Here is a 21,622-nt window from a genome sequence, read left to right as displayed (position 1 = left end):
CTTTAATTTTTGTTATAGGGAAAAATTGCTTTATGAGAAGAAACGAGCGAACCAGTTTTTGCCCTTTTTCTTTTCTTTTTCTTTGATCAGGCCGATCATGTTTTCCTTCACCGCACCCACATAATCCGCATCATCATGCTGAATATGGTTGATCAGCCATTTAGATAATACTTCATGCAATTCAGCTTCAATCGAATGTCCCATTTCAAAACGGTCACGATACGACTCAATTTTTTTAATGAACAGATCATGCACGCGTTTATGCGGTACACGATATTTATAACCCGCCTCTTCTTGAAGTGATTCTTCAAAAGTGAAATGCGATTGTGTGTAATCGATAATATTTTCTAGAATTTGCTTAACACGCGCACGATTGGTATTGACATCAATTTCGTCGATTTCATTAATGTAATCGAGAATTCGTTTATGCTGATCGTCAATCACATCGATACCAGTATTGTATTCTGGAACCCATTTCATTTTCATTACGACCACCTATAAATATTGAGGATTTATCACATAACTTGAAGCATATAGGGTATTGATTTAAATAAAAATGAAGTGAATTAGTCGGCTTTAGTGGTGAAATTGTATTTTTATATTTAAGTATTTGTTATATATAATTAAAATTAATTTATTCTGAGCAAAAAGATCAGATATTAATTAACCAATAAGAGCTATAAGCTCTTATTAATCTTTGATTTTTACATGAAAATTAAACAAAAAAAACAGTATTTTCACTGTCATTATTAGCTTCGAGATCAGTACTGATCTGCACGTGTCACCCGTTTGAGTGAAGGGTCCAGTCGCTCACGTTCCAGACGTTCTACGTGGGTCAGTTGAGAACGTACTTTTGCTCCGTGCTGGAACAGAATCATCTCGCCGGGTTGGAAAGCCGTCCATTCCTCATTCTGGGTCAAGGGTTCCGTGGTAATCACAGCGACACGGTCCTCGGGAGTGGTCACTTGGCTAAAATCGACTTCTACCTCAATATCAATGAGTTGTGCAGGCTTAAACGGATATTCACGCACCAGCCAATGTAGCTTGGTAATGGCATAGGTAAACAGCGCCTGACCATTGGACAAACAAAAATTAAAAGTACCATGCTCGGCGATGGATGGCGAAATCTCGGTCAGCAGATCAAAGATCTGATCCTGTTTTGGCTCATGATAACCAAAGCGCTTTACTAACTGATCAAGCAGATAACAGAAAGCACGTTCACTGTCGGTATTACCGACTGGCGTAAAACGGCCTGAGAGCTCTGGAAAAAAATTATGCAGGTCACCATTATGCGCAAAGATCCACTGACGTCCCCACAACTCGCGACTAAAAGGATGCGAATTTTCCAGATTGATTTTACCCTGAGTCGCCTTACGGATATGTGCGATCACATTACGTGATTTGATTGGGTAATTGCGGATCAGCTCGGCAATCGGTGATTCAACCGCAGACTGGTTGTCGACAAACAGGCGACAAGCTTTATCTTCAAAGAAAGCAATCCCAAAACCATCAGCATGATCTGAAGTAATTCCTGCGCGCTGTGAAAAGCCTCGAAATGAAAAGGTAATATCTGTTGGTGTCGCACAATTCATTCCAAGCAGCTGGCACATAATCTTCATTCAGGTATCGGAGTATTTATGCAGTTATTGTGCATGAGTCCCTGGAGCTTTTCAAATCTTGATCCATGCAATCTTATGCGCTAAAAATGCTAAATAATGCTTTTTTATGCTTTATTTAAAAAAAAAGATAAATCTGGTTCAAGCTGTTTTTTCAAGACAACAGGGTTCTGCTCAAGAAAAATTATGATGATTTCAGAAGACAAGAGCTAAAAATAAAAGGCATAAAAAAGAGTCCCGATTGAGACTCTTTTTAATCATTAAATCATTTAAATTAATGATGGCCTGACTTTACACGGTTGGTAATCAATGTACCAACACCATGATCAGTAAAAATTTCTAGCAGGCTGGCATGCGGTACACGACCATCCACAATGTGTGCACTGATGACACCACCTTTCACAGCATCGAGTGCACAACCCACTTTCGGAATCATTCCACCATAGATCACACCTGTTTCAATCAGGCGATCAACTTCCTGAGTGGTCAGGCCAGTCAGCAGATTTTTATTTTCGTCTAGCACACCGCTAATATTGGTCAGCAGAATCAGTTTTTCTGCACCCAAGGCTTCAGCCACTTTACCTGCAACCAGATCGGCATTGATATTGTAAGTATTGCCTTCCTCATCCACACCCAGCGGTGCAATCACAGGAATAAAATCGCTATTGGTAAACATTTCCAGTACATCAGTTTTGACACCAACCACTTCACCCACCAGACCCAAATCAATTTTTTGCACTGAACCATCTTCAGCAGTTTTTTCCATCAGCAGTTTCTGTGCACGAATCAGGTTACCGTCTTTACCGGTCAAACCAATGGCACGTCCACCATGTTTGTTGATCAGATTAACGATCGATTTGTTTACGCTTCCACCAAGCACCATTTCAACGATTTCCATGGTTGCAGAATCAGTAACACGCATGCCATCAATACGTTCAGATTCACGGCCCAGCTGTTTCAGCATAGAATCGACTTGAGGACCGCCACCATGTACTACGATCGGATTCAGACCTACAGTTTTCAGCAACACGATGTCACGAGCAAATGAACTTTCCAGCTCAGGATCGGTCATTGCGTTACCGCCATATTTCACCACAAGGGTTTTACCCGCAAAGCGTTGAATATACGGCAAAGCTTCAGTCAGAATTTGTGCTTTGTCGATGCCTGTCTGTTGATTTGGCATTCGCCTCTCCTTATTGAGCATCTAAAATGTCTTGGGCGATCGCAGGATAGCGGTCACGTAACATCGAAACGAACAGGTGACGAATTTCATTCAGGCGGCTCTGATTTTCCGCATCAAAACGCACTGTGAAGTATTCACCTGTATTGGATGCTCGAATGATGCCAAAACCATCATCAAAATCAAGACGTATACCGTCAATTTTACTAATTCGCGCGTTTAATTTACGTGATTGTGCTTCAACAAAGTTAAGCAATTCTAGTGGCTTAATCTGATGCGTCGAAATATACAGGTCTTCAGTGCCCGTACGTTTTGGATAACGTGCCAGTGCTTCTGCCAGTGTCTGCCCAGTTTGATCCAGGTATTCCATGACTCTGAGTGCCGCATAAACACCATCATCATAACCGCCGCCACGGCCATCATTGAAGACATAGTGTCCGGCATATTCACCACCAAAAATCGCCTGTCCTTGAGAATTCGCCAGATACTTCCGCAGGAAAGAACTTCCTGTGCGGATCATGACCGGCGTAGCACCCAGCGCTTGTACCGTATTACGAACCAGGGTAGAACATTTCACATCAAAAACGAATTCTTTATCAACTGTATCTTTCAGACAAATTTCCGCACATAGGCATAACAGCTGATCAGCCGTAATAACCTGCCCATCCGCGTCGATGAGTACCAGTCGATCACCATCACCATCCAGGGCAATTCCGAGGTCGGCTCTTATCTCTAAAACTTTTGCTTTTAACAGCTGTAAATGAGCTTCCTGTGAGGGATCCGGCGCATGATCGGGAAAATGACCGTTCGCTTCAGTTCTTATTGTCGTCAGATCACAACCAAGCTTGTTCAATACCAGAGCCGCACAACGCCCCGCTGAACCATTCAACCCATCCAGTACGACCCGATAACGGCGTTTCAGTTGAATATCATTGAGAATGGACTGCTGATATTTGAGGCAATATTCTGGAATAATCTCATGCTCAATCCAGTCTATCTGTTGTAGTTGATCTGAATAATATTTTTGAGCTTCCTGCCCTACCGCCTGAATCATTTCAGGACATGGGGGCTGATTGTTAATCAACCACTTGATGCCATTATCTTCTCGTGGATTATGGCTTGCAGTAATCATGATACCGTTGCCACCAAATTCACGTGACGTGTAATACAGCATCGGACTAGAACAGCAGCCAATAATGTGCGCTTCAATCGCATACAGGCTTAAGGTGCGCTGGATAATATGGGCATAGGTCGGACTGGATAGCCTTGCATCATAACCAATCGCGACACGTGTCTGTCCCGCAGACTGATACTGCTGGGCCAGGCCATGTGCAATGGCATTTACCATGCTGACATTGAGTAAACTAACCTTACCGCGAATGTCATAAGCACGAAAGATTTGCATGGGGAATGGATGATGCATAAATCCCATAGATCGTAATTTCACTGCTAAATAGGAGAATATAAGTTCAGAAATCAGGTGTCATCACCATGATGTGAAACTTTAGTTTTTGTTCTAGGACCCTGTACTTTTAGCTGATTTCAGATAAATAATCAATTTAAAAAATATAACGAATGGATAAATGCCAGCTGAAAAACGGGATAAATCTTATTCTATCAACCATTAAAAAAGCCCACATTTTATTGAATGTAGGCTTTTTGAATTAGTTCTTGCCAGTATGACCAAAGCCACCTGCACCACGCTCAGTGGCTTCGAATTCATTCACAATATCGAATTGTGCTTGCACCACTGGGACGAGGACATACTGCGCCAGACGCTCACCTGGTTCCAGGCTAAATGCAGTCTGGCTACGATTCCATACCGAAACCATGAGTTCACCTTGGTAATCTGAATCGATCAGACCTACCAGATTACCCAATACGATACCATGTTTATGACCCAGACCAGAACGTGGCAGGATCAGGCCCGCAAATGCAGGATCTTCAATATAAATAGCCAGACCAGTTTTCACGAGTACTGTTTGACCTGGTTCAATTACTGTAGTTTCGTTTACACATGCACGAAGGTCGAGTCCTGCAGAACCTGTAGTTGCATAATTTGGCATTGGCCATTCATTGCCAAGGCGTGCATCAAGGACTTTCACCTGTACTTTCATCATTTTATTCCTGTAGAAAAATACCAATAAATTAATTACTTAAATTTTAACGCTTAATCAGTGCGCGTAAATTATCCAGATAATGTTGTGCCTGCTGTTTCGGATCAATATTACCAGCCAGCTTTTTCTTGCGACCCAACCATTCCAGCTCATCTTCTGGCAATTCATCCAGGAAGCGGCTTGGCGTCATCTGCTTCATCTGACCACCAGCCTTACGCTGCTCAGCCAAGGTAATCGTCAAGCCCTGACGTGCACGGGTAATGCCCACATACATCAGACGGCGTTCTTCCTCAACCGTTTCTGCCGCGATCGAGTTTTTGTGTGGCAGAATCTCTTCTTCCAGACCAATCAGATAAACATAAGGGAATTCCAGACCTTTAGATGCATGTAAGGTCAGCAGGTTCACCTTATCCGTATCTTCTGCTTCCTGCTGCTGTTCCAGCATATCCAGCAGCACCATCTTACGGATCACGCTTTCGATATTCTTTTCATCCACATCTTCAGCACGGTTAATCAGGCTCTGAATACTGCTATACAGCACTTCAATATTGTCGAGCTTGGTTTTTTCCTGTGCCGGAGTTGCCGCTGATTCCTTGATGTAGTCGATATAGCCGGCTTCTACCATCATCTGGCGGATAATCGGTACTGGCTCATCATCATCCAGCAGATTGCGGGTAAAGTTATTGATGAAGTCAGCAAACTCAGCCAGCTGAGTGGTGGCTTTCTTTGGCATTGCCATGGTCAGACGCTGGTCAGCTGCCGCGGCCAAAAGCGACAAATTATTTTCTTGCGCAAACAGACCCAATTTTTCCAGTGTCACCGGACCGATGGCACGTTTCGGTGTATTGATAATACGCAGGAAGGCACTGTCATCTTCTGGATTAATGATCAGACGCAGGTAACTCATGACATCTTTGATTTCGGCGCGCGCGAAGAAAGACTGACCACCAGAGAGCTTGTAAGGAATCTGCATCTGACGCAGTTGGGTTTCCAGAATACGTGCCTGGAAATTCCCACGGTACAAAATTGCGTAGTCTTTCCAGTTTTTACCATTCATCAACTTGTGCGTGATGAGATCTTTGACTACGCGTTCGGCTTCATCATCATCATTACGGCAAGTGATGACACGGATCACTTCACCATGGCCTTTGTCTGACCAGAGTTTTTTATCGAAGATATGCGGGTTGTTGCCAATAACGGTATTCGCCGCTTTCAAAATACGGCTGGTCGAACGGTAGTTCTGCTCTAGCTTGATAACTTTCAGATTCGGGAAGTCCTGCTGTAACAACGCCATGTTTTCCGGTTTAGCCCCACGCCAGGCATAGATTGACTGGTCATCATCACCTACTGCAGTAAACTGGCCCATTACGCCGACCAGTAACTTCACCAGAATATACTGGGCGGTGTTGGTATCCTGATATTCATCCACCAACAAATAACGCACACGGTTCTGCCATTTGTCACGCACTTCAGCGTTTTCCTGTAACAAACGCGTTGGCATCACAATCAGGTCATCGAAGTCAACGGCGTTATAGGCACGCAAGTTACGTTCATACAATTGATACAAATGTGCAAACTGGACATCTTCCTGAGTTTCACACGTGGTATGAGCCTGCTCGGGTGGAATCAGATCGTTTTTCCAGTCGGAAATCATCTTCATTGCTTTTGCGATCAATTCCTTGCTTTCTGCCCCGGACAAGTTATCGCGATGCATCAGGTCCATCAGAATACGTTTACAGTCATCCGCATCCAGAATCGAGAAATTATTTTTCAGCGGTGTATGTTTTAGCTCTAAACGTAATAGATTCAGACCAAAGGTATGGAACGTCGATACTGATAAGCCTTTGCCTTCTTCACGTGTGAGTAACTTACTTACTCGCTCTTTCATTTCACGTGCGGCTTTGTTGGTAAAGGTCATGGCCGTAATACGATGTGCCGGAATGCCGCAATGCTTGACCAAGTAGGCGATTTTTCTTGTGATTACTGAAGTCTTACCTGAACCCGCACCGGCAAGCACTAACAAGGGTCCTTGAGTATATTTCATGGCTTCAAGTTGCTTGTCATTTAACTGACTGGCGAGTGACATAGTGCTTCCTCTTCTAGATTCGGCTCCGATTATAGTCGGCTCAAGCTCAGTTGCCTAATTGAAAATTCATTTTCCTGCGTCATACTTCAGACATAAAAAAACCACCCGAAGGTGGTCTTTTCTGCAATTCAGATCTTACTGAACAGCATATACCGCGATTTCAACACGACGGTTTTGTTCTTTACCCGCTGCAGTTGTGTTGTCTGCGATTGGATTCGCTGAACCTAAACCTTGAGCATTAATACGTGTACGTGCAACACCTTGGCCTGCCAAGTAGTTTGCTACAGAGTTCGCACGTGCTTGAGACAATGGCAAGTTGATTGAGTCATTACCAGTGCTGTCTGTATAACCAGTCACAAGAATACCGCTTTGGTTATCTTCAGTTAGAACTTGTGCAACTTTGTTCAATGTTGCATAGAAGTTTGGTTTGATATTTGACTTGTTGGTATCAAATGTAATCGCACCTGGCATTACCAAGTTGATTGAACCGTCTGGATTACGGTTTACATCTACACCAGTACCCGCAGTCGCTTGACGTAATTTTTTCTCTTTATTGTCAAGGTAAACACCCGCTGCACCACCAAGTACTGCACCGATTGCCGCTGCACGGTTGTTTTGACGGCTAGTGTTTGCATTGCCTTTAGAAATACCATAACCTGCCGCAGTACCAATTACTGTACCCAAAGCTGTTTTGTCGTACTCAACACCACCGAGGTTATTACCAGTAGTTTGACAACCTGTAAGTGCTACCGCCCCTGCTACTGCTGCTGTAACTAACATTGCACGCATCGCATGCCTCCTTAACTTGTTTTGTTGTATTTGAAGAATAATGCTCAATAATTCAATCAATAACTATATCTGATTTGTTAATAATAAATCTTTTCGTAACTATTTGTAATGTTTATGTGTAACCAAAACGGTTAACTTCATCACATTTTCTCCACAGTTCTCATTCGGTACTTTTCTATTTCAGATTGAAAACGTATATTGTTAATAATATGAAAAAATTTAGTCGATTTTCAGCTTAGGACAGGGTTATATGTCGTCGGAAAGTAAAAAACAGCCTATATTAAAAAAAATTGCACGTGGCCTTACTGTGACTTCAGTAATGACGGGAAGTACCTTTTTCCATGGACCGCCAGTACTGGCCCTCGGTCTGACCAAACTAGTCAAAAAGTCATCCAAAATTGATGAAACCAATATCAAGATTACCAACAGTTGGCTTGGCGTAAACAACTGGCTGATCGAGAATGTCCTTAAAAATACCCAATGGACCATTACCTTCGATGAATCTCTGGATCTGAATATGCAGGGCCGCTACCTGATGAGCTGTAATCATCAGAGCTGGGTCGATACTACAGTCAATCAATACTTCGGCTTAACCCGTATGCCATTGACTCGGTTCTTTACCAAATGGGAACTGATCTTTATTCCATTCGTCGGACAGGCATTTAAGATTCTTGGTTTCCCGATGATGAAGCGTCACACCAAGGAACAGATTGCTAAAAATCCGGCCCTCAAAGATCGCGATATGGATGAAGCACGTAAATCCTGCCAGCAATTGCTGAGTCAGCCATTTACCCTGCTCAACTATCTGGAAGGTACGCGTTTTACCCAAGAGAAACATGACCAGCAACAGTCTCCCTTTAAACATTTGCTCAAACCGAAGGCAGGCGGTCTGGCCCTGGCGCTGAATATTCTGGGTGACCGTATTGATGCCTTTGTGGACATGACTATCATTTATCCGGACGGCATACCAGGTTATGGTGAATTCTGGCTAGGCGAAGTACCCCGTATTGCGGTAGATTTAAGAAAGATTGATATTCCGGACTGGGTACTGGGCGGTAATTATGAAGAAGATGCTGAATACCGCGAGCGTTTCCAGCAATGGGTTCATCAAATTTGGACTGAGAAAGATCAGTTGATTGAAAAAATGAAGCAGGATCTGGCTCAAGCAGCCTAATGCACTGATCTGAGAGACTATGAAACCAACTCCCCCGAAAACCAGCTCCAGCGCCTTTAAGTTTTTCCGTGAAGGCACCTGGGGCTGGAAGGTCGCCTTGGCCTATGACATCTTTATGATGGTGTTAATCGTCATCAACCTGTTCTGCCTGAGTGCCAATGCCATTTTAATGAGCGACTTCGGACAATGGTTATTCGATTTCATACGTCTGCCTGAAATCCTGCAATTTTATAAGGCTGAACTGCGTCCCTGGGTGATCATTACTGAAGGCTGGTTTACGACTTTCCTGATTGGGGAGTTATTGGTGCGCTGGCTAATTGCCATAGTCTTGCGTCATCATGCCCGCTGGTGGTTCTTTCCGTTTATTCACTGGTATGAAATTCTCGCTATCGTGCCGCAACTGCGTTTCCTGCGTCTGCTCCGCGCAGTGGCTATCGGCTACAACCTGCATAGCCATGGTTTCAAGGTGATTCCGTCTCGCTGGTATAAGCGTGGCAACTTCTACTACAACCTAGTTATGGAAGAATTGACCAGCCGTATTGTAGTGACCGTACTGGACGGAATTAAACGCGAACTGACCACCAGTACCACGCACCGTCAACTGATTGATGACCTGGTCGAGCATCACCGTCAATTATTTGCGATTGCCTTGGCAGATATCCTGCAAGAAACCCTAGGCAAGGAATTACAGGCACAACGTTATATGATTTCCAAAAACGTCGGCCAGGTGGTGAATAAAGCCATTGAAGATACGCCAGAGCTGACCCGGCTGTTACGCCTAATCCCGATTGTAGGCAGTCGCATGGAACAGCAGATTCAGAGTATCGGACAACGTCTGGGAGAAAATATCACCCAAGGATTGATCGATCCGTTTACGCATACTGATTACAGTAAAGATAATCCAACTTTTGCCATGATTTCTGAAAAGATCAGTCAGATCCAGATTGAACAAAATCCAAACATCGACAAACTGGTGGAGTCGGCTGTTTTTGAAACACTTGAAGCGATCCGCAAACAGGTCAAAATTAAACAGTGGCAGCAGATTCTGGAAGAAAATGAGCAAAATCAGCGTTCAACATACCTCTAATTCAGCATGAATAATGCTATGCTTTTTTATGGCATCTGATCGCATAAAAAAATAACTTGGATCGCTAGAGAATTAACGAAATTTGTTCTAGGATTTGCACTATTTACAACATTACTTCGACATAAAATTTACAAGTCAGAAGTATTAAGGAAGAACTATGGCTGATATACGGATTAAGGGCAGAATGGTCAATGCGATTCGCATTACCCTTGAAACAAATGACCATGATGCGATCCGCCAGCAATTAGCACCAAAATTACAAGCTGCTTTTCCACCGGGCACCCTGGTGGTGATTGAAAGTACTGTCGAGCAGGAACTTATCGCGCTTATCCAGCTGTTGATCAGCATGGATGTACAACCGATGGCGGTGACTGAAGGCCTGCTTGCAGATCAGGCACGTGCAATCCAGTTCCCGGTATTGCCACCTGACCGTCAGCTACAGGAAATCAAGGCAACCAAAGAACAGGTCATTGAAGTCAAACCGGAAGTTGTTAAGTCAGATGCTGGAACAGAAGAAGTTAAGGCAGCACCTGTCATTGCTCATGTGACTTCTTACCATGATGAAATCCTGCGTACTGGCCAGTGCATTGTGCAGCATCATGGCGACATTATTATCAGTGCTGGCATTAACAGCGGTTCAGAAGTGATTGCCTCTGGCAATATTCATGTTTATGGCAGTGCCCGTGGTCGTGTGATTGCCGGTGCAGGCGGCAATACTGCAGCACGCATTTTCTGTCATGCACTGGAAGCAGAACTGATTTCGATTGCAGGTACCTATTGTGTTGCAGACGATATTCCACCGCATGTGGTGAAAAAGCCTGTGCATATTTACTTGAATGATCAACTAGAGCTTGTATTTGAAGCTCTAGAATTTTAATGTATAAATAAACACCAAAACCCTATGTTAAATAGGGAATTTAAACCATAACAGGAGTGGATTCGGTGGCGAAAATTGTTGTCGTAACGTCAGGCAAAGGTGGTGTAGGTAAAACTACAACAAGTGCATCTTTTGCAACAGGTTTAGCCCTACGTGGCCACAAAACTGTTGTTATCGACTTTGACGTGGGTTTACGTAACCTTGACTTGATCATGGGTTGTGAACGCCGCGTTGTTTATGATTTTGTGAATGTTTTAAATAACGAAGCGCGATTACAACAAGCGCTTATTCGCGATAAGGATATTGAGAACTTATATATTTTGCCAGCGTCTCAAACACGTGATAAAGATGCCCTCACTGATGAAGGTGTTGCACGTGTAATGGATGAACTGTCGCAGGAGTTTGACTACATTATTTGTGACTCACCTGCAGGGATCGAACGTGGTGCCATTATGGCCATGTACCATGCTGATGAAGCCATCATTGTCACTAACCCTGAAATTTCTTCAGTACGTGACTCTGACCGTATCATTGGTATGCTCGACAGCAAGACTAAAAAAGTAGAACAAAATGAAGGCCGCATCCGTAAACATCTGTGTATCACACGTTTCAATCCTGAACGCGCGGATAAACAGGAAATGTTGACCATTGATGACATTTCTAAAGATATTTTACGTGTGCCGACTCTGGGTGTAATTCCTGAGTGTCCAAGTGTCCTGCAAGCATCAAACGAAGGCAAGCCAGTTATCAACTTTACTGCTTCTGCTGCAGGTCAGGCTTATGATGACCTGGTTGCGCGCTTCCTGGGTGAAGAGCGTCCTTACCGTCATATTGAAGTGAAACCAAAGGGCTGGTTAGCTCGACTATTTGGAGCATAAGCATGGCTGGATTCTGGAGTAAGCTTTTTAGCAGTGAGGAAAAACCAACAAGCGCACAAACCGCGAAAGACCGTTTAAAGGTAATTGTTGCATCTGAACAGGGTCTGGGACGTCGTTTAAGCCAGGACAAGATTGACATGATGAAGAAAGAAATCATGCAAGTGGTCAATCGTTATGTTCGCGGTGTAGATGAACAGCATATTCAAATGCAGGTCCGTTCTGAAGCGAATATTGAAATGCTTGAAATGAATATCAATTTACCTGAAGAACGATAATTTGATTTTTGATTAGTCAATTAAATTGATTCAAGGCAAAATATGAGACTGAACAAAGCACTGCTTTGTTCAGTCGCAAGACGAGAAGCTTTGCTTCGATTGGACTGAAAGTAAATTACTGCTTTGTTGAAGCGCAAGACGAGAAGCGATGCTTCGAGTGGACTGGTTATACAAAGTTTACTTTACCCAATCACAAGATCCGAAGTTTAGCTTCAAGGTAGACAGAGAAAATGAAAAATACTTTGTCACTTGCGTACTCATATTTTGCCTTTTTCATGTCGAAAATTATATCAAGGAGCTTGTGATGGCATTGTCTCAACCGGCAACGTTTAACGAAGAATGGTCAGATGAGCGTGTATTTGCCTATCTCACTCAATTACCTCCTGCAGGCGTAAACGCAGACTTTCATGTGCTTTATCATGCTTATAAACACATGCGTCCTTTTGACTATGAACGCCTGTTGACTCAATTCGTTGCAGATGGTCGTGATATCAATGCTACTAACCCTGAAGGTGAACGCATTCATGACGTGATCGCGAAATTCCCGCGTCACAGTGCTGAGTTCCTTGAAGTATTGGCCAAGTTCGCTTAAGACTTTGCTGATGCAATAAAAAAGCCTGCTTCATGCAGGCTTTTTTATCGGTGGAGATGCTGAATTAGATCAGAATCTCACGCTTACCATTCGCGCCCATCGCGCTCACCACACCATTTTCTTCCATCTGGTCAATGATTCGGGCAGCACGGTTATAACCGAGGCTAAACTTACGCTGTAGCGATGATGTAGATGCCTTACGAGTTTCCAGTACGAAAGACACACACTGGTCATACAGTGGATCACGGTCAGAAGCACCATCGCCACCATCTTCAAAGCCACGACTTGTTGGTTCTTCATCAAATGGAGTTAGAATTTCATCAACATAGTTCGGTGCACCACGCTCACGCCAGGCATCACAAATACGGTTAACTTCATCATCGGCAATAAAGGCACCATGCACACGCTCAGGCTCAATCTTACCTGGCCCCAGAAACAGCATGTCACCATGACCAAGCAGGTCTTCTGCACCGCCTGCATCCAGAATGGTACGCGAGTCGATTTTCGAGTTTACACGCAGTGCTACACGTGTTGGGATGTTGGCTTTGATCAGACCGGTAATCACATCTACCGATGGGCGTTGAGTTGCCAGTAACAGATGAATCCCCGCAGCACGAGATTTCTGTGCCAGTCGGGTAATCATTTCTTCCGCTTTTTTACCGACCTGCATGATCATATCTGCGAATTCGTCCGCGACAATCACAATCGATGGTAATGGTGTCAAACGTGGTGCACGTTCCCCTGCCACCGATTCACTGGCTTTCCAGGTTGGATCAAACAGATCTTCACCATTGGCAATGGCTTCTTCAACCTTACGGTTGTAGTCACTTAGCTTACGAATTTTCAGGAAGGACATCAGCTTATAACGACGTTCCATTTCATTGACACACCAGTTTAGTGCACTGACTGCATCTTTCATGTCCGTGACGACAGGCGTCAACAGGTGTGGAATATCATTATAGTTTGCGAGTTCCAGCTGTTTCGGGTCAATCAGGATCAGACGTAATTGATCAGGTGTGTACTTGAGCAGCATCGACAAAATCATCGAGTTTACTGCAACCGACTTACCGGAACCAGTGGTACCGGCAACCAGCATATGCGGTGCCTTACCAAGTTCAGTAATCACCGGATTGCCAGAAATATCTTTACCCATCGCCATCGACAGGATGGCACTTGCATCTTCAAATTTCGGCGTTTTAACCAGCTCGATCAGGCGTACCATTTCACGGGTGCTGTTTGGTACTTCAATCCCGATATATGGCTTTCCTGGAATCACTTCAACCACACGCACTGAAGCCATCGACATGGAACGCGCCAGGTCGCGGGAAATATTGGTCACTTTAGAGGCTTTTACACCTGGTGCCAGATCCAGTTCAAAACGAGTGACCACTGGGCCAGGCTGCGCTTCAACCACTTTGGCCTTGACGTTAAATTCCTGCAGTTTGATTTCCAGCAATTCAGACAGACGTGATAATTGCTCTTCGGTGAAATTGACTTTCTTGTTCGGATCAACTTCATCCAGTAGTTCCAGCCCTGGTAATGGCGAAAGATCTTTACGGCGTTCAGCCACCATCATGGCGCGTGACAATGGACGGCCCATCGAGTCAGTCAATGGAGCATCAAAATCGAATTCATCTTCTTCTTGAGGAGCACCCGCAGTTTCATGCCATGCTTCAATAAATTCTTCTTTGGATAATGTCGCTTTCACTTCATCAATAGTATTGTGCTGATTTGTATTTTGTTGAAGAGCTGTCTGAGCAGTCGAGTTGCTTTCAGGTGCAGAAACTTCTATGCTTTGATGCTGAATCGGTGCCTGTACAAAAGCGGAAGACTGCGCATAGCTGGAAGCACGGGCTGGCTTTTCTGGCTCAATATCCTCGACCAGCAAATCATCCAGATCATCAAAATCAGTTTCTAGCCCCGTGTTACGTATTGCGGACGTAGAAACCGGTGGAATACTGATGCCTGTTGCCACAGCTGCAGTCGCTGCCGCACCTTTGGGCAAGTCTTCGACAATTCTTAAGGTTGGCTGTTCAGTGGCTGCTTGCGCAGTAAATGGACTATGCACATCCGTCGCAGTTTTACCCGGCGGTACAGCTGCCAATAGCTCATCAAAGATTTCATCATCATCCCAATCCAGACCTTTTTTCGTCGTCACAGACGGTACAGGTGTTTCAGTTTTGAGATGTGCCTTGATTTCCTGAATTGGAGCAATTGTTGTAGGAGGGGCTGCAGGGGTATGTTGTTGTTCTTCCGCTGCTTTTAATAAAGCATCGATATCCTGTTTATGGCGCTGATCCTCATCAGAATGCAAGGCACGCCAAACTTCGCCCGTGGTAATTACGCGATCTGGATCCTGAATCAGGCGATGCGCTTTTTCAAGCGTTTTTTCAAATTCTTCATCTTCCGGACTAAGTTCAGGTTCGATATGTTTTTTCTGTTGCGCCTTGAATTCACGGTCAGCAATGTCATCAAACAGGCGCTCGGCTACATGGTCACGAACTACGGGATCTATTTCTACAGGCTCATGCTCAGGTACAGGAACCACCGGCGTTGAGATGCTCTTTTTAGCGGGGCTGCTGGCGATATCTTTCTTGGCAACTGCCATAGAGCGATCAAACTCGCCCTCCCCTTCCGGGACATTACGATAAAACAGATCCTGTAAATATGCAGGCGTTGCTTTCAGGCTGCTCCAGGTCTTGTTCCATTTCACGCCAAAGGCCAAGGTAAACAGCATGACCCATAAACCCACCAGAAACACTGCCGCACCGTATATCGTCAATAGCTGTTCAAGACTCTGACCTAACTCATAACCGATAATGCCGCCCGACGAATTATCCAGTGTATCAGCAGGAACTTCCCAGAACAGGAACAGTAAGGCAGAAGTAGTCAGTAACAGGAAGAATTGCGCTGCATAACGGAATGGCCGGTTCAGGAAGCTGTGTGGCCACCAGACCTGTACCGCTTCTACGAACAGATATAATGGAATGAGTAAGCTCGCCCAGCCCAGAAAACCAAACAGTAAGTCTGAAATCCATGCACCTGCAACCCCACTGGCATTTGATACCGTCTGGGTGTCACTGGAAATGTGCATCCACCCCGGGTCAAATGGCGTATAAGTCACTGTTGCAAGAAACAGATAGATCCCAAATGAGACCAAAAATAATGTCATTACTAAGCGCTGTGCATAAGCACTCGACACCGTTGTCATATACTGTCCTGTAGCCAATTCTTCATGAATGTTCTTTTGCTATTATGATTCAAAAAAACGACGCAATAAAATGCCTATTATGCACCTGTTACACGAAAAAAGATGCAGTATTGTGCAACTGCACATAGGTCTTGTTCTTTATCACTTCTATATAGCTCAAATCGATTTGGATGATCAATAATATCGACTTTAATCTCACACCACTGTTATACAGTTTCACGTATAATTCAATAAATTTCTAAATACAAAAAGGATAGCCCGATGAGCGCACGTCACTCAAGACTGATTATTTTAGGTTCCGGCCCTGCTGGCTATAGCGCCGCTGTGTATGCAGCGCGTGCAAACTTAAAACCGACACTCATTGCAGGTCTGCAACTTGGTGGTCAGCTGACAACGACGACTGAAGTGGACAACTGGCCAGGTGATCCTGAAGGCCTGACTGGTCCAGTATTGATGGAGCGTATGCAGGCGCATGCGGAACGTTTCGGTACTGAAATCGTGTATGACCACATCAATGAAGTAGATCTGAACGTACGTCCTTTCGTATTAAAAGGCGACATGGAAGAGTTCACTTGTGACGCCTTGATCATTTGTACCGGTGCGACCGCGCAATACTTGGGTCTTGAATCTGAAGCTGCATTTATGGGTCAAGGTGTGAGTGCATGTGCGACCTGTGATGGTTTCTTCTATAAAAACCAGAAAGTTATGGTTGTCGGTGGTGGTAATACTGCGGTAGAAGAAGCACTTTACCTGTCAAATATCGCATCTCACGTGACTTTGGTACACCGTCGTGACAGCCTGCGTTCTGAAAAAATTCTTCAGGACCATCTGTTTGAAAAAGAGAAAGAAGGAAAAATCAGCATCATTTGGAATCATCAAGTGGATGAAGTTTTAGGTGATGCCAAAGCAGGCGTAACTTCTGTACGTTTGAAATCAACTCAAGATGATTCGACTCAAGAAGTTGAAGTTTCAGGCATGTTCGTTGCGATTGGCCATAAGCCAAACAGCAGCATGTTTGAAGGTCAATTACAGCTTCGTGATGGTTATATCCAGGTGCAAAGCGGTACTGCGGGCAATGCAACGCAAACTTCTATTCCTGGCGTATTTGCTGCGGGTGATATTGCGGATAGCGTATACCGTCAGGCAATTACCTCTGCAGGTTCGGGCTGTATGGCCGCACTGGATGCAGAAAAATATCTCGATGCGATGGGCAAGTTAGACTAAGCAGCGAAAATGAGAAAGCCGTCCATCTTGGGCGGTTTTTTTATGTATGATAAATACTGATGATTCTAAAACCAGGTTCAAGCATGCAACATCTTCCTCCTTCACAGTTCATTTTCCCCAATCCTGTAGAAGTGGATCTTGAAGGAGAAGGCCTGATTTGTATTGGCGCCGATCTCACTCCATCTACCCTGTTTGAAGCCTATTCACATGGCCTGTTTCCATGGTTTTCCGAAGGTGATCCAATCTGCTGGTGGAGCCCGGAACCACGTTGCATTATCCGACCACAGGGTTATCATCCGAGTAAATCGCTGATTCGAAATATGAAAAAGTATGATTATAAAATTACTGTGAATCATGCTTTTGAACGTGTTATCCGTTCCTGCTCACTGCCTCGTGCTTATGCCGATGACACCTGGATTAGCGAAGATATTATTCAGGGTTACTGTGATATGTTCGAAGCCGGTTATGGCTATAGCATTGAAGTCTGGGATGAAGAGCAAGTGGTGGGCGGATTATATGGTATCACCATTGGACAGGGCTGTTTTGGTGAATCCATGTTCAGCACCCAGACCGATGTCTCGAAAATGGCATTTTATACTTTAATGCTGATAGGTCAGGAAAATCAGCTTCCTTGGATTGACTGCCAGTTGGTCAATGACCACCTGTTAAGCCTCGGTGCCAGTACAATTTCTCGCCAAGCGTATCTTAATTCGTTACAGGATGTGATAAAACGCCCACCTATCAATTGGCAAAAGTATCAGGAGGGTGTATTTTCAAGTAAAACAATAGCGTTAAATGCGCGATTAAATGAATGAAAATAACAGAGGGAATTTGTCATGAACTCCTATCAACCAAAATCCCTACTGAACGATTTACAGTATTATATTACCCCGCCACACGATTGCAGCTATCTGCCCAACAAGTCTGCACGTATGGTTTTTCTCGATCCCTCACATCGCATAGATGTGGTGACACTTTCTGAATTATCCCGTACCGGTTTCCGCCGTAGTGGCGATTTTGTATATCGTCCTGAATGTCACCTGTGCCGTCAATGCCTCTCCTCTCGTGTACCCGTGCGTGAATTCAACATGAACAGTTCACAAAAAAAGGCATGGAAAAGAAATCAGGACTTAAGCCTGCGCATTACTGCACCGCAGCAGGCAAATGATAGCCATTATGCGCTGTATGAACGCTATATCAATGAACGCCACGCCGATGGTGATATGTATCCACCAAGCCGGGATCAGTTTGAAAAGTTTTTGTTGCAAAGCTGTACCGATAGCTTTTTCCTGGAACTCTGGAAAGATGATCGGCTGATTAGTGTATCGACCTGTGATCTGCTCGACGATGGAATTTCTGCGGTTTATACCTTCTTCGATCCGGATGAAAATCGACGTTCACTCGGTGTTTTTGCAATTCTAAAACAGATTGAACATGCTCAGAAATTAGAGCTGCCTTTTATTTATCTGGGTTACTGGGTACCGCATTCCAGCAAGATGAATTACAAGTCTCAATATCTGCCGCTTGAATTGCTGATTGATGGCCAATGGCGTCGGTTAAACCGCTCGCTCAATGCGGCGGAGATTGAACACCTGGGAAACTCCTTGATGACGACCCTACCCTCCGGATGGAATAATCCCATCATCAAGTAAGATGGTCGTCACTAAAAAGAAGCATTAATCTGATTTATTTAAACAGGCTGGCAAAGTCATCCGTACATGCTTTCACCATAATAATGGCATGTTCACGCCCACCGCCCGGGTTTGGATAGTAATTCTTGCGCAGGTCAATCTGGTGAAAACCAGCCTTTTCATAAAGACGAATTGCAGCTGTATTTGATTCACGTACTTCCAGGAAAATCTGTACCGGATTATTTTTCAGTAACTGAATAGATTCTTCTAGCAACTGAAAACCAAGACCTTTACCCTGCTGGCTTGGGTCAATTGCCATGAGTAATAAATTGGCTTCATCCAGTACCGGTTGCAAAATACAAAAGCCCACCACTTTACCTGCATATTCAATAATAGTGCTCTGATAAGCACTAACGGCTTCCTCGAACTGGATTCTGGTCCAAGGATGAGATTGCACTTGTTGCTCAATCTGGGTGACCGCATCTATATCTGCTATTTGCATCAAACGAATCATGTTCGTTCATCTATCAATAAAAATCTCCTGCGCATTATAGAAACTTTATGCTGAAAATCGAGTAAAAAAAAGAGCGATTTCAATCGCCCTTTTTTAGTGTCAGATTAAAGACCAAGTTTACCTTTCCAGTGTGCCAGCAAACTGTGTGTGTCATGGTCATTTGGATGGAAACCCGGCTTGAAGTACATCGCCATTTCACGCCCCATACCAGTAATTACACCTTTGGACGGACTATAACCATATTCGTAAATGTCCTTGAGGGATTCCAGGTTTAACTGACGATCTTCCTTTAGCAAACGCATGACAAAATAGCTTTGCACAAAGAACAAAGTCACCATAGCAATTACCAGTGAACTGGTACGTAACAGATATGACTTTAAGCCTTTTCCAAACACGCCTTCAAACACGTCATAGGCCACAGCTTTATGCTCATTTTCTTCAATGGCATGCCACAACCACATGGTTTTCATGGTGTCATCTTTCATCAGTTCCTGAATATGACTATTGGTCAACAACTGAGAGGCAATGGTCGCAGTAAAATGTTCAAGTGCGGTCGTTGCAGTCAAATCTACCATTTCCTGAGTAATTCCCACAGGCTTGGCCAATTTTGCCATGACTTTACGCGTCGTTTGAATGACTTTATCGGTATAACGATCCAAGGTATCAACATCATGGCCGTATTTTTGCGCTGAGGCATTGAAGCCGACATGTTCCTGGGTATGCATCGCTTCTTGCCCAATGAAAGCAGAGATTTCTTTTTGCAGTGCTTCATTGTCTTTAAGCTTGGGATGATTACGTACCGCACGCACACTGTCGATAAAGAATTTTTCACCTGCGGGAAACAAGGCAGACAATGCTGTCATAAAATGAGTCAGCCCGGCTGAACCATTCATCCAGTATTCTGGAACCTGTTCAAAATCAAAGTTCATGCGACGTACAGGAAAACTTGCACCGGCACGATGAGTAATTTTTACTTCAGCATTCATATAACGCCTCCTGACAGATCTTCTCGACCCGGCCCTATTTTTCTATTTTCTTATTGGTATCTTACTCAGTTATCTGCTTGACATCATTGCAGTTAAGGTCAGCTGAATATCACTTTAGGACAGCGCTCTAATTTTGTTAGACAATTTATTTTTCACTTTAGATAAACAAAAAAAAGCGTCCCAAAGGGACGCTTTTTTTACACAATCAGTGATTATGCAGTAACACGAGACACTACACCAGCACCCACTGTACGACCACCTTCACGGATCGCGAAGCGAAGGCCTGCGTCCATTGCGATTGGGTGGATCAGCTCTACTGACATCTCAACGTTGTCACCAGGCATAACCATTTCAACGCCTTCTTTAAGCGCGATCGCACCAGTTACGTCAGTTGTACGGAAGTAGAACTGTGGACGGTAACCGTTAAGGAATGGAGTATGACGACCACCTTCTTCTTTAGAAAGTACGTATACTTCTGCGTCGAATTTAGTGTGTGGCTTGATTGTACCTGGTTTAGCAAGTACTTGACCACGTTGAACGTCTTCACGCTTAGTACCACGAAGAAGAACACCACAGTTCTCGCCCGCACGACCTTCGTCAAGAAGTTTACGGAACATTTCAACGCCAGTTACAGTTGTTGTTTGTGTATCACGGATACCAACGATTTCAACTGACTCACCAACTTTAACAATACCAGTCTCAACACGGCCAGTTACTACTGTACCACGACCTGAGATTGAGAATACGTCTTCGATTGGCATCAAGAATGCTTGGTCGATTGCACGTTCTGGTTCTGGGATGTAAGAGTCAAGCGCTTCAACAAGAGCTTCAACTGCAGCTTCACCATATTGACCAGCGTCGCCGTTAAGCGCAAGAAGAGCTGAACCACGGATAACTGGAGTGTCATCACCTGGGAAGTCATAAGTAGAAAGAAGTTCACGAACTTCCATTTCAACTAGCTCAAGAAGCTCTTCGTCGTCTACAAGGTCGCATTTGTTCAAGAATACAACGATGTAAGGTACACCTACCTGACGAGAAAGAAGGATGTGTTCACGAGTTTGTGGCATTGGACCATCAGTCGCAGCACATACAAGGATCGCGCCGTCCATCTGAGCAGCACCAGTAATCATGTTTTTAACATAATCGGCATGGCCCGGGCAGTCTACGTGAGCGTAGTGACGAGTTGGAGAATCATATTCTACGTGAGAAGTGTTAATGGTAATACCACGTGCTTTTTCTTCTGGTGCAGAGTCAATTGCAGCGTAGTCTTTCGCTTCACCACCGAATTTCTTCGCACATACAGTTGCAATCGCAGCTGTTAAAGTTGTTTTACCATGGTCAACGTGACCAATTGTGCCCACGTTAACGTGTGGCTTATTACGTTC

Annotated in this window: 20 protein-coding genes; 9 read left to right on the top strand and 11 right to left on the bottom strand. The window is 44.2% G+C overall.

Going from position 1 to position 21,622, the window contains the following annotated elements; genetic code table 11:
* Nucleotides 1–30: 30 nt before the first annotated feature.
* The 7 genes from ACS72_RS04390 to ACS72_RS04360 all read right to left on the bottom strand — a co-directional run bounded on the left by ACS72_RS04390 (nucleotide 31) and on the right by ACS72_RS04360 (nucleotide 7,788).
* Complete coding sequence (locus ACS72_RS04390; protein ID WP_004893331.1) at nucleotides 31–486, bottom strand: bacteriohemerythrin; 456 nt, start codon at nucleotides 484–486, stop codon at nucleotides 31–33.
* 275 nt (nucleotides 487–761) lie between these two features.
* On the bottom strand, nucleotides 762–1,610 hold the full coding sequence (locus tag ACS72_RS04385; protein WP_048881344.1) for a class II glutamine amidotransferase: 849 nt from the start codon (nucleotides 1,608–1,610) through the stop codon (nucleotides 762–764).
* Between the two features lie 280 nt (nucleotides 1,611–1,890).
* A complete protein-coding gene (gene argB / locus ACS72_RS04380) occupies nucleotides 1,891–2,799 on the bottom strand; it encodes an acetylglutamate kinase (protein ID WP_048881343.1) in 909 nt (302 codons plus the stop codon).
* Nucleotides 2,800–2,809: 10 nt separating this feature from the next.
* Nucleotides 2,810–4,228, bottom strand: a complete 1,419-nt coding sequence (locus tag ACS72_RS04375; protein WP_048881342.1) for a phosphomannomutase/phosphoglucomutase — start codon at nucleotides 4,226–4,228, stop codon at nucleotides 2,810–2,812.
* A 232-nt stretch (nucleotides 4,229–4,460) separates the two neighbouring features.
* Nucleotides 4,461–4,913 carry a dUTP diphosphatase gene (gene dut / locus ACS72_RS04370; protein WP_008305534.1) on the bottom strand — a complete coding sequence of 151 codons (453 nt, stop codon included), beginning with the start codon at nucleotides 4,911–4,913 and terminating at the stop codon, nucleotides 4,461–4,463.
* Nucleotides 4,914–4,959: 46 nt separating this feature from the next.
* Nucleotides 4,960–6,999 carry a UvrD-helicase domain-containing protein gene (locus ACS72_RS04365; protein WP_004893324.1) on the bottom strand — a complete coding sequence of 680 codons (2,040 nt, stop codon included), beginning with the start codon at nucleotides 6,997–6,999 and terminating at the stop codon, nucleotides 4,960–4,962.
* Between the two features lie 135 nt (nucleotides 7,000–7,134).
* Nucleotides 7,135–7,788, bottom strand: coding sequence for an OmpA family protein (locus ACS72_RS04360; RefSeq protein ID WP_048881341.1), 654 nt, complete (start codon nucleotides 7,786–7,788; stop codon nucleotides 7,135–7,137).
* Between the two features lie 250 nt (nucleotides 7,789–8,038).
* Between ACS72_RS04360 and ACS72_RS04355 the strand changes: the two genes are divergently transcribed.
* The 6 genes from ACS72_RS04355 to ACS72_RS04330 all read left to right on the top strand — a co-directional run bounded on the left by ACS72_RS04355 (nucleotide 8,039) and on the right by ACS72_RS04330 (nucleotide 12,671).
* Nucleotides 8,039–8,962: an acyltransferase gene (locus tag ACS72_RS04355; RefSeq protein ID WP_048881340.1), complete on the top strand. Its 924-nt coding sequence runs from the start codon at nucleotides 8,039–8,041 to the stop codon at nucleotides 8,960–8,962.
* A 19-nt stretch (nucleotides 8,963–8,981) separates the two neighbouring features.
* Nucleotides 8,982–10,049, top strand: a complete 1,068-nt coding sequence (locus tag ACS72_RS04350; protein ID WP_004893321.1) for a hypothetical protein — start codon at nucleotides 8,982–8,984, stop codon at nucleotides 10,047–10,049.
* Nucleotides 10,050–10,206: 157 nt separating this feature from the next.
* On the top strand, nucleotides 10,207–10,926 hold the full coding sequence (gene minC / locus ACS72_RS04345) for a septum site-determining protein MinC (RefSeq protein WP_004893319.1): 720 nt from the start codon (nucleotides 10,207–10,209) through the stop codon (nucleotides 10,924–10,926).
* Between the two features lie 65 nt (nucleotides 10,927–10,991).
* A complete protein-coding gene (minD, locus tag ACS72_RS04340) occupies nucleotides 10,992–11,804 on the top strand; it encodes a septum site-determining protein MinD (RefSeq protein WP_004811150.1) in 813 nt (270 codons plus the stop codon).
* A gap of 2 nt (nucleotides 11,805–11,806) precedes the next feature.
* Nucleotides 11,807–12,079, top strand: coding sequence for a cell division topological specificity factor MinE (gene minE / locus ACS72_RS04335; protein WP_004811152.1), 273 nt, complete (start codon nucleotides 11,807–11,809; stop codon nucleotides 12,077–12,079).
* A gap of 304 nt (nucleotides 12,080–12,383) precedes the next feature.
* Nucleotides 12,384–12,671, top strand: coding sequence for a PA4642 family protein (locus ACS72_RS04330; RefSeq protein WP_005221110.1), 288 nt, complete (start codon nucleotides 12,384–12,386; stop codon nucleotides 12,669–12,671).
* A 64-nt stretch (nucleotides 12,672–12,735) separates the two neighbouring features.
* On the opposite strand, the gene ACS72_RS04325 is transcribed toward ACS72_RS04330, so the two are convergent.
* Entirely contained in the window at nucleotides 12,736–15,882 is a 3,147-nt protein-coding gene (locus ACS72_RS04325) for a DNA translocase FtsK (protein ID WP_048881339.1), read from the bottom strand.
* 261 nt (nucleotides 15,883–16,143) lie between these two features.
* On the opposite strand from ACS72_RS04325, the gene trxB reads away from it, so the two are divergent.
* The 3 genes from trxB to ACS72_RS04310 all read left to right on the top strand — a co-directional run bounded on the left by trxB (nucleotide 16,144) and on the right by ACS72_RS04310 (nucleotide 18,758).
* Nucleotides 16,144–17,106, top strand: a complete 963-nt coding sequence (gene trxB, locus ACS72_RS04320) for a thioredoxin-disulfide reductase (RefSeq protein ID WP_004811157.1) — start codon at nucleotides 16,144–16,146, stop codon at nucleotides 17,104–17,106.
* An 83-nt stretch (nucleotides 17,107–17,189) separates the two neighbouring features.
* Nucleotides 17,190–17,921, top strand: a complete 732-nt coding sequence (aat, locus tag ACS72_RS04315; RefSeq protein ID WP_005221106.1) for a leucyl/phenylalanyl-tRNA--protein transferase — start codon at nucleotides 17,190–17,192, stop codon at nucleotides 17,919–17,921.
* Between the two features lie 21 nt (nucleotides 17,922–17,942).
* Entirely contained in the window at nucleotides 17,943–18,758 is an 816-nt protein-coding gene (locus tag ACS72_RS04310; protein WP_048881338.1) for an arginyltransferase, read from the top strand.
* A gap of 34 nt (nucleotides 18,759–18,792) precedes the next feature.
* On the opposite strand, the gene rimI is transcribed toward ACS72_RS04310, so the two are convergent.
* The 3 genes from rimI to tuf form a co-directional block, all read right to left on the bottom strand.
* Nucleotides 18,793–19,251 carry a ribosomal protein S18-alanine N-acetyltransferase gene (gene rimI / locus ACS72_RS04305; RefSeq protein WP_048881337.1) on the bottom strand — a complete coding sequence of 153 codons (459 nt, stop codon included), beginning with the start codon at nucleotides 19,249–19,251 and terminating at the stop codon, nucleotides 18,793–18,795.
* 104 nt (nucleotides 19,252–19,355) lie between these two features.
* On the bottom strand, nucleotides 19,356–20,237 hold the full coding sequence (locus ACS72_RS04300) for a metal-dependent hydrolase (protein ID WP_048881336.1): 882 nt from the start codon (nucleotides 20,235–20,237) through the stop codon (nucleotides 19,356–19,358).
* 212 nt (nucleotides 20,238–20,449) lie between these two features.
* The coding region (tuf, locus tag ACS72_RS04295) for an elongation factor Tu (RefSeq protein WP_048881335.1) at nucleotides 20,450–21,622 on the bottom strand (1,173 nt) is incomplete at its 5' end.

Origin of the sequence: Acinetobacter sp. VT 511, assembly GCF_001077515.1 — a bacterium.
In the GTDB taxonomy this organism is placed as follows: domain Bacteria; phylum Pseudomonadota; class Gammaproteobacteria; order Pseudomonadales; family Moraxellaceae; genus Acinetobacter; species Acinetobacter schindleri.
This window is presented reverse-complemented; position numbering and strand designations above follow the sequence as displayed.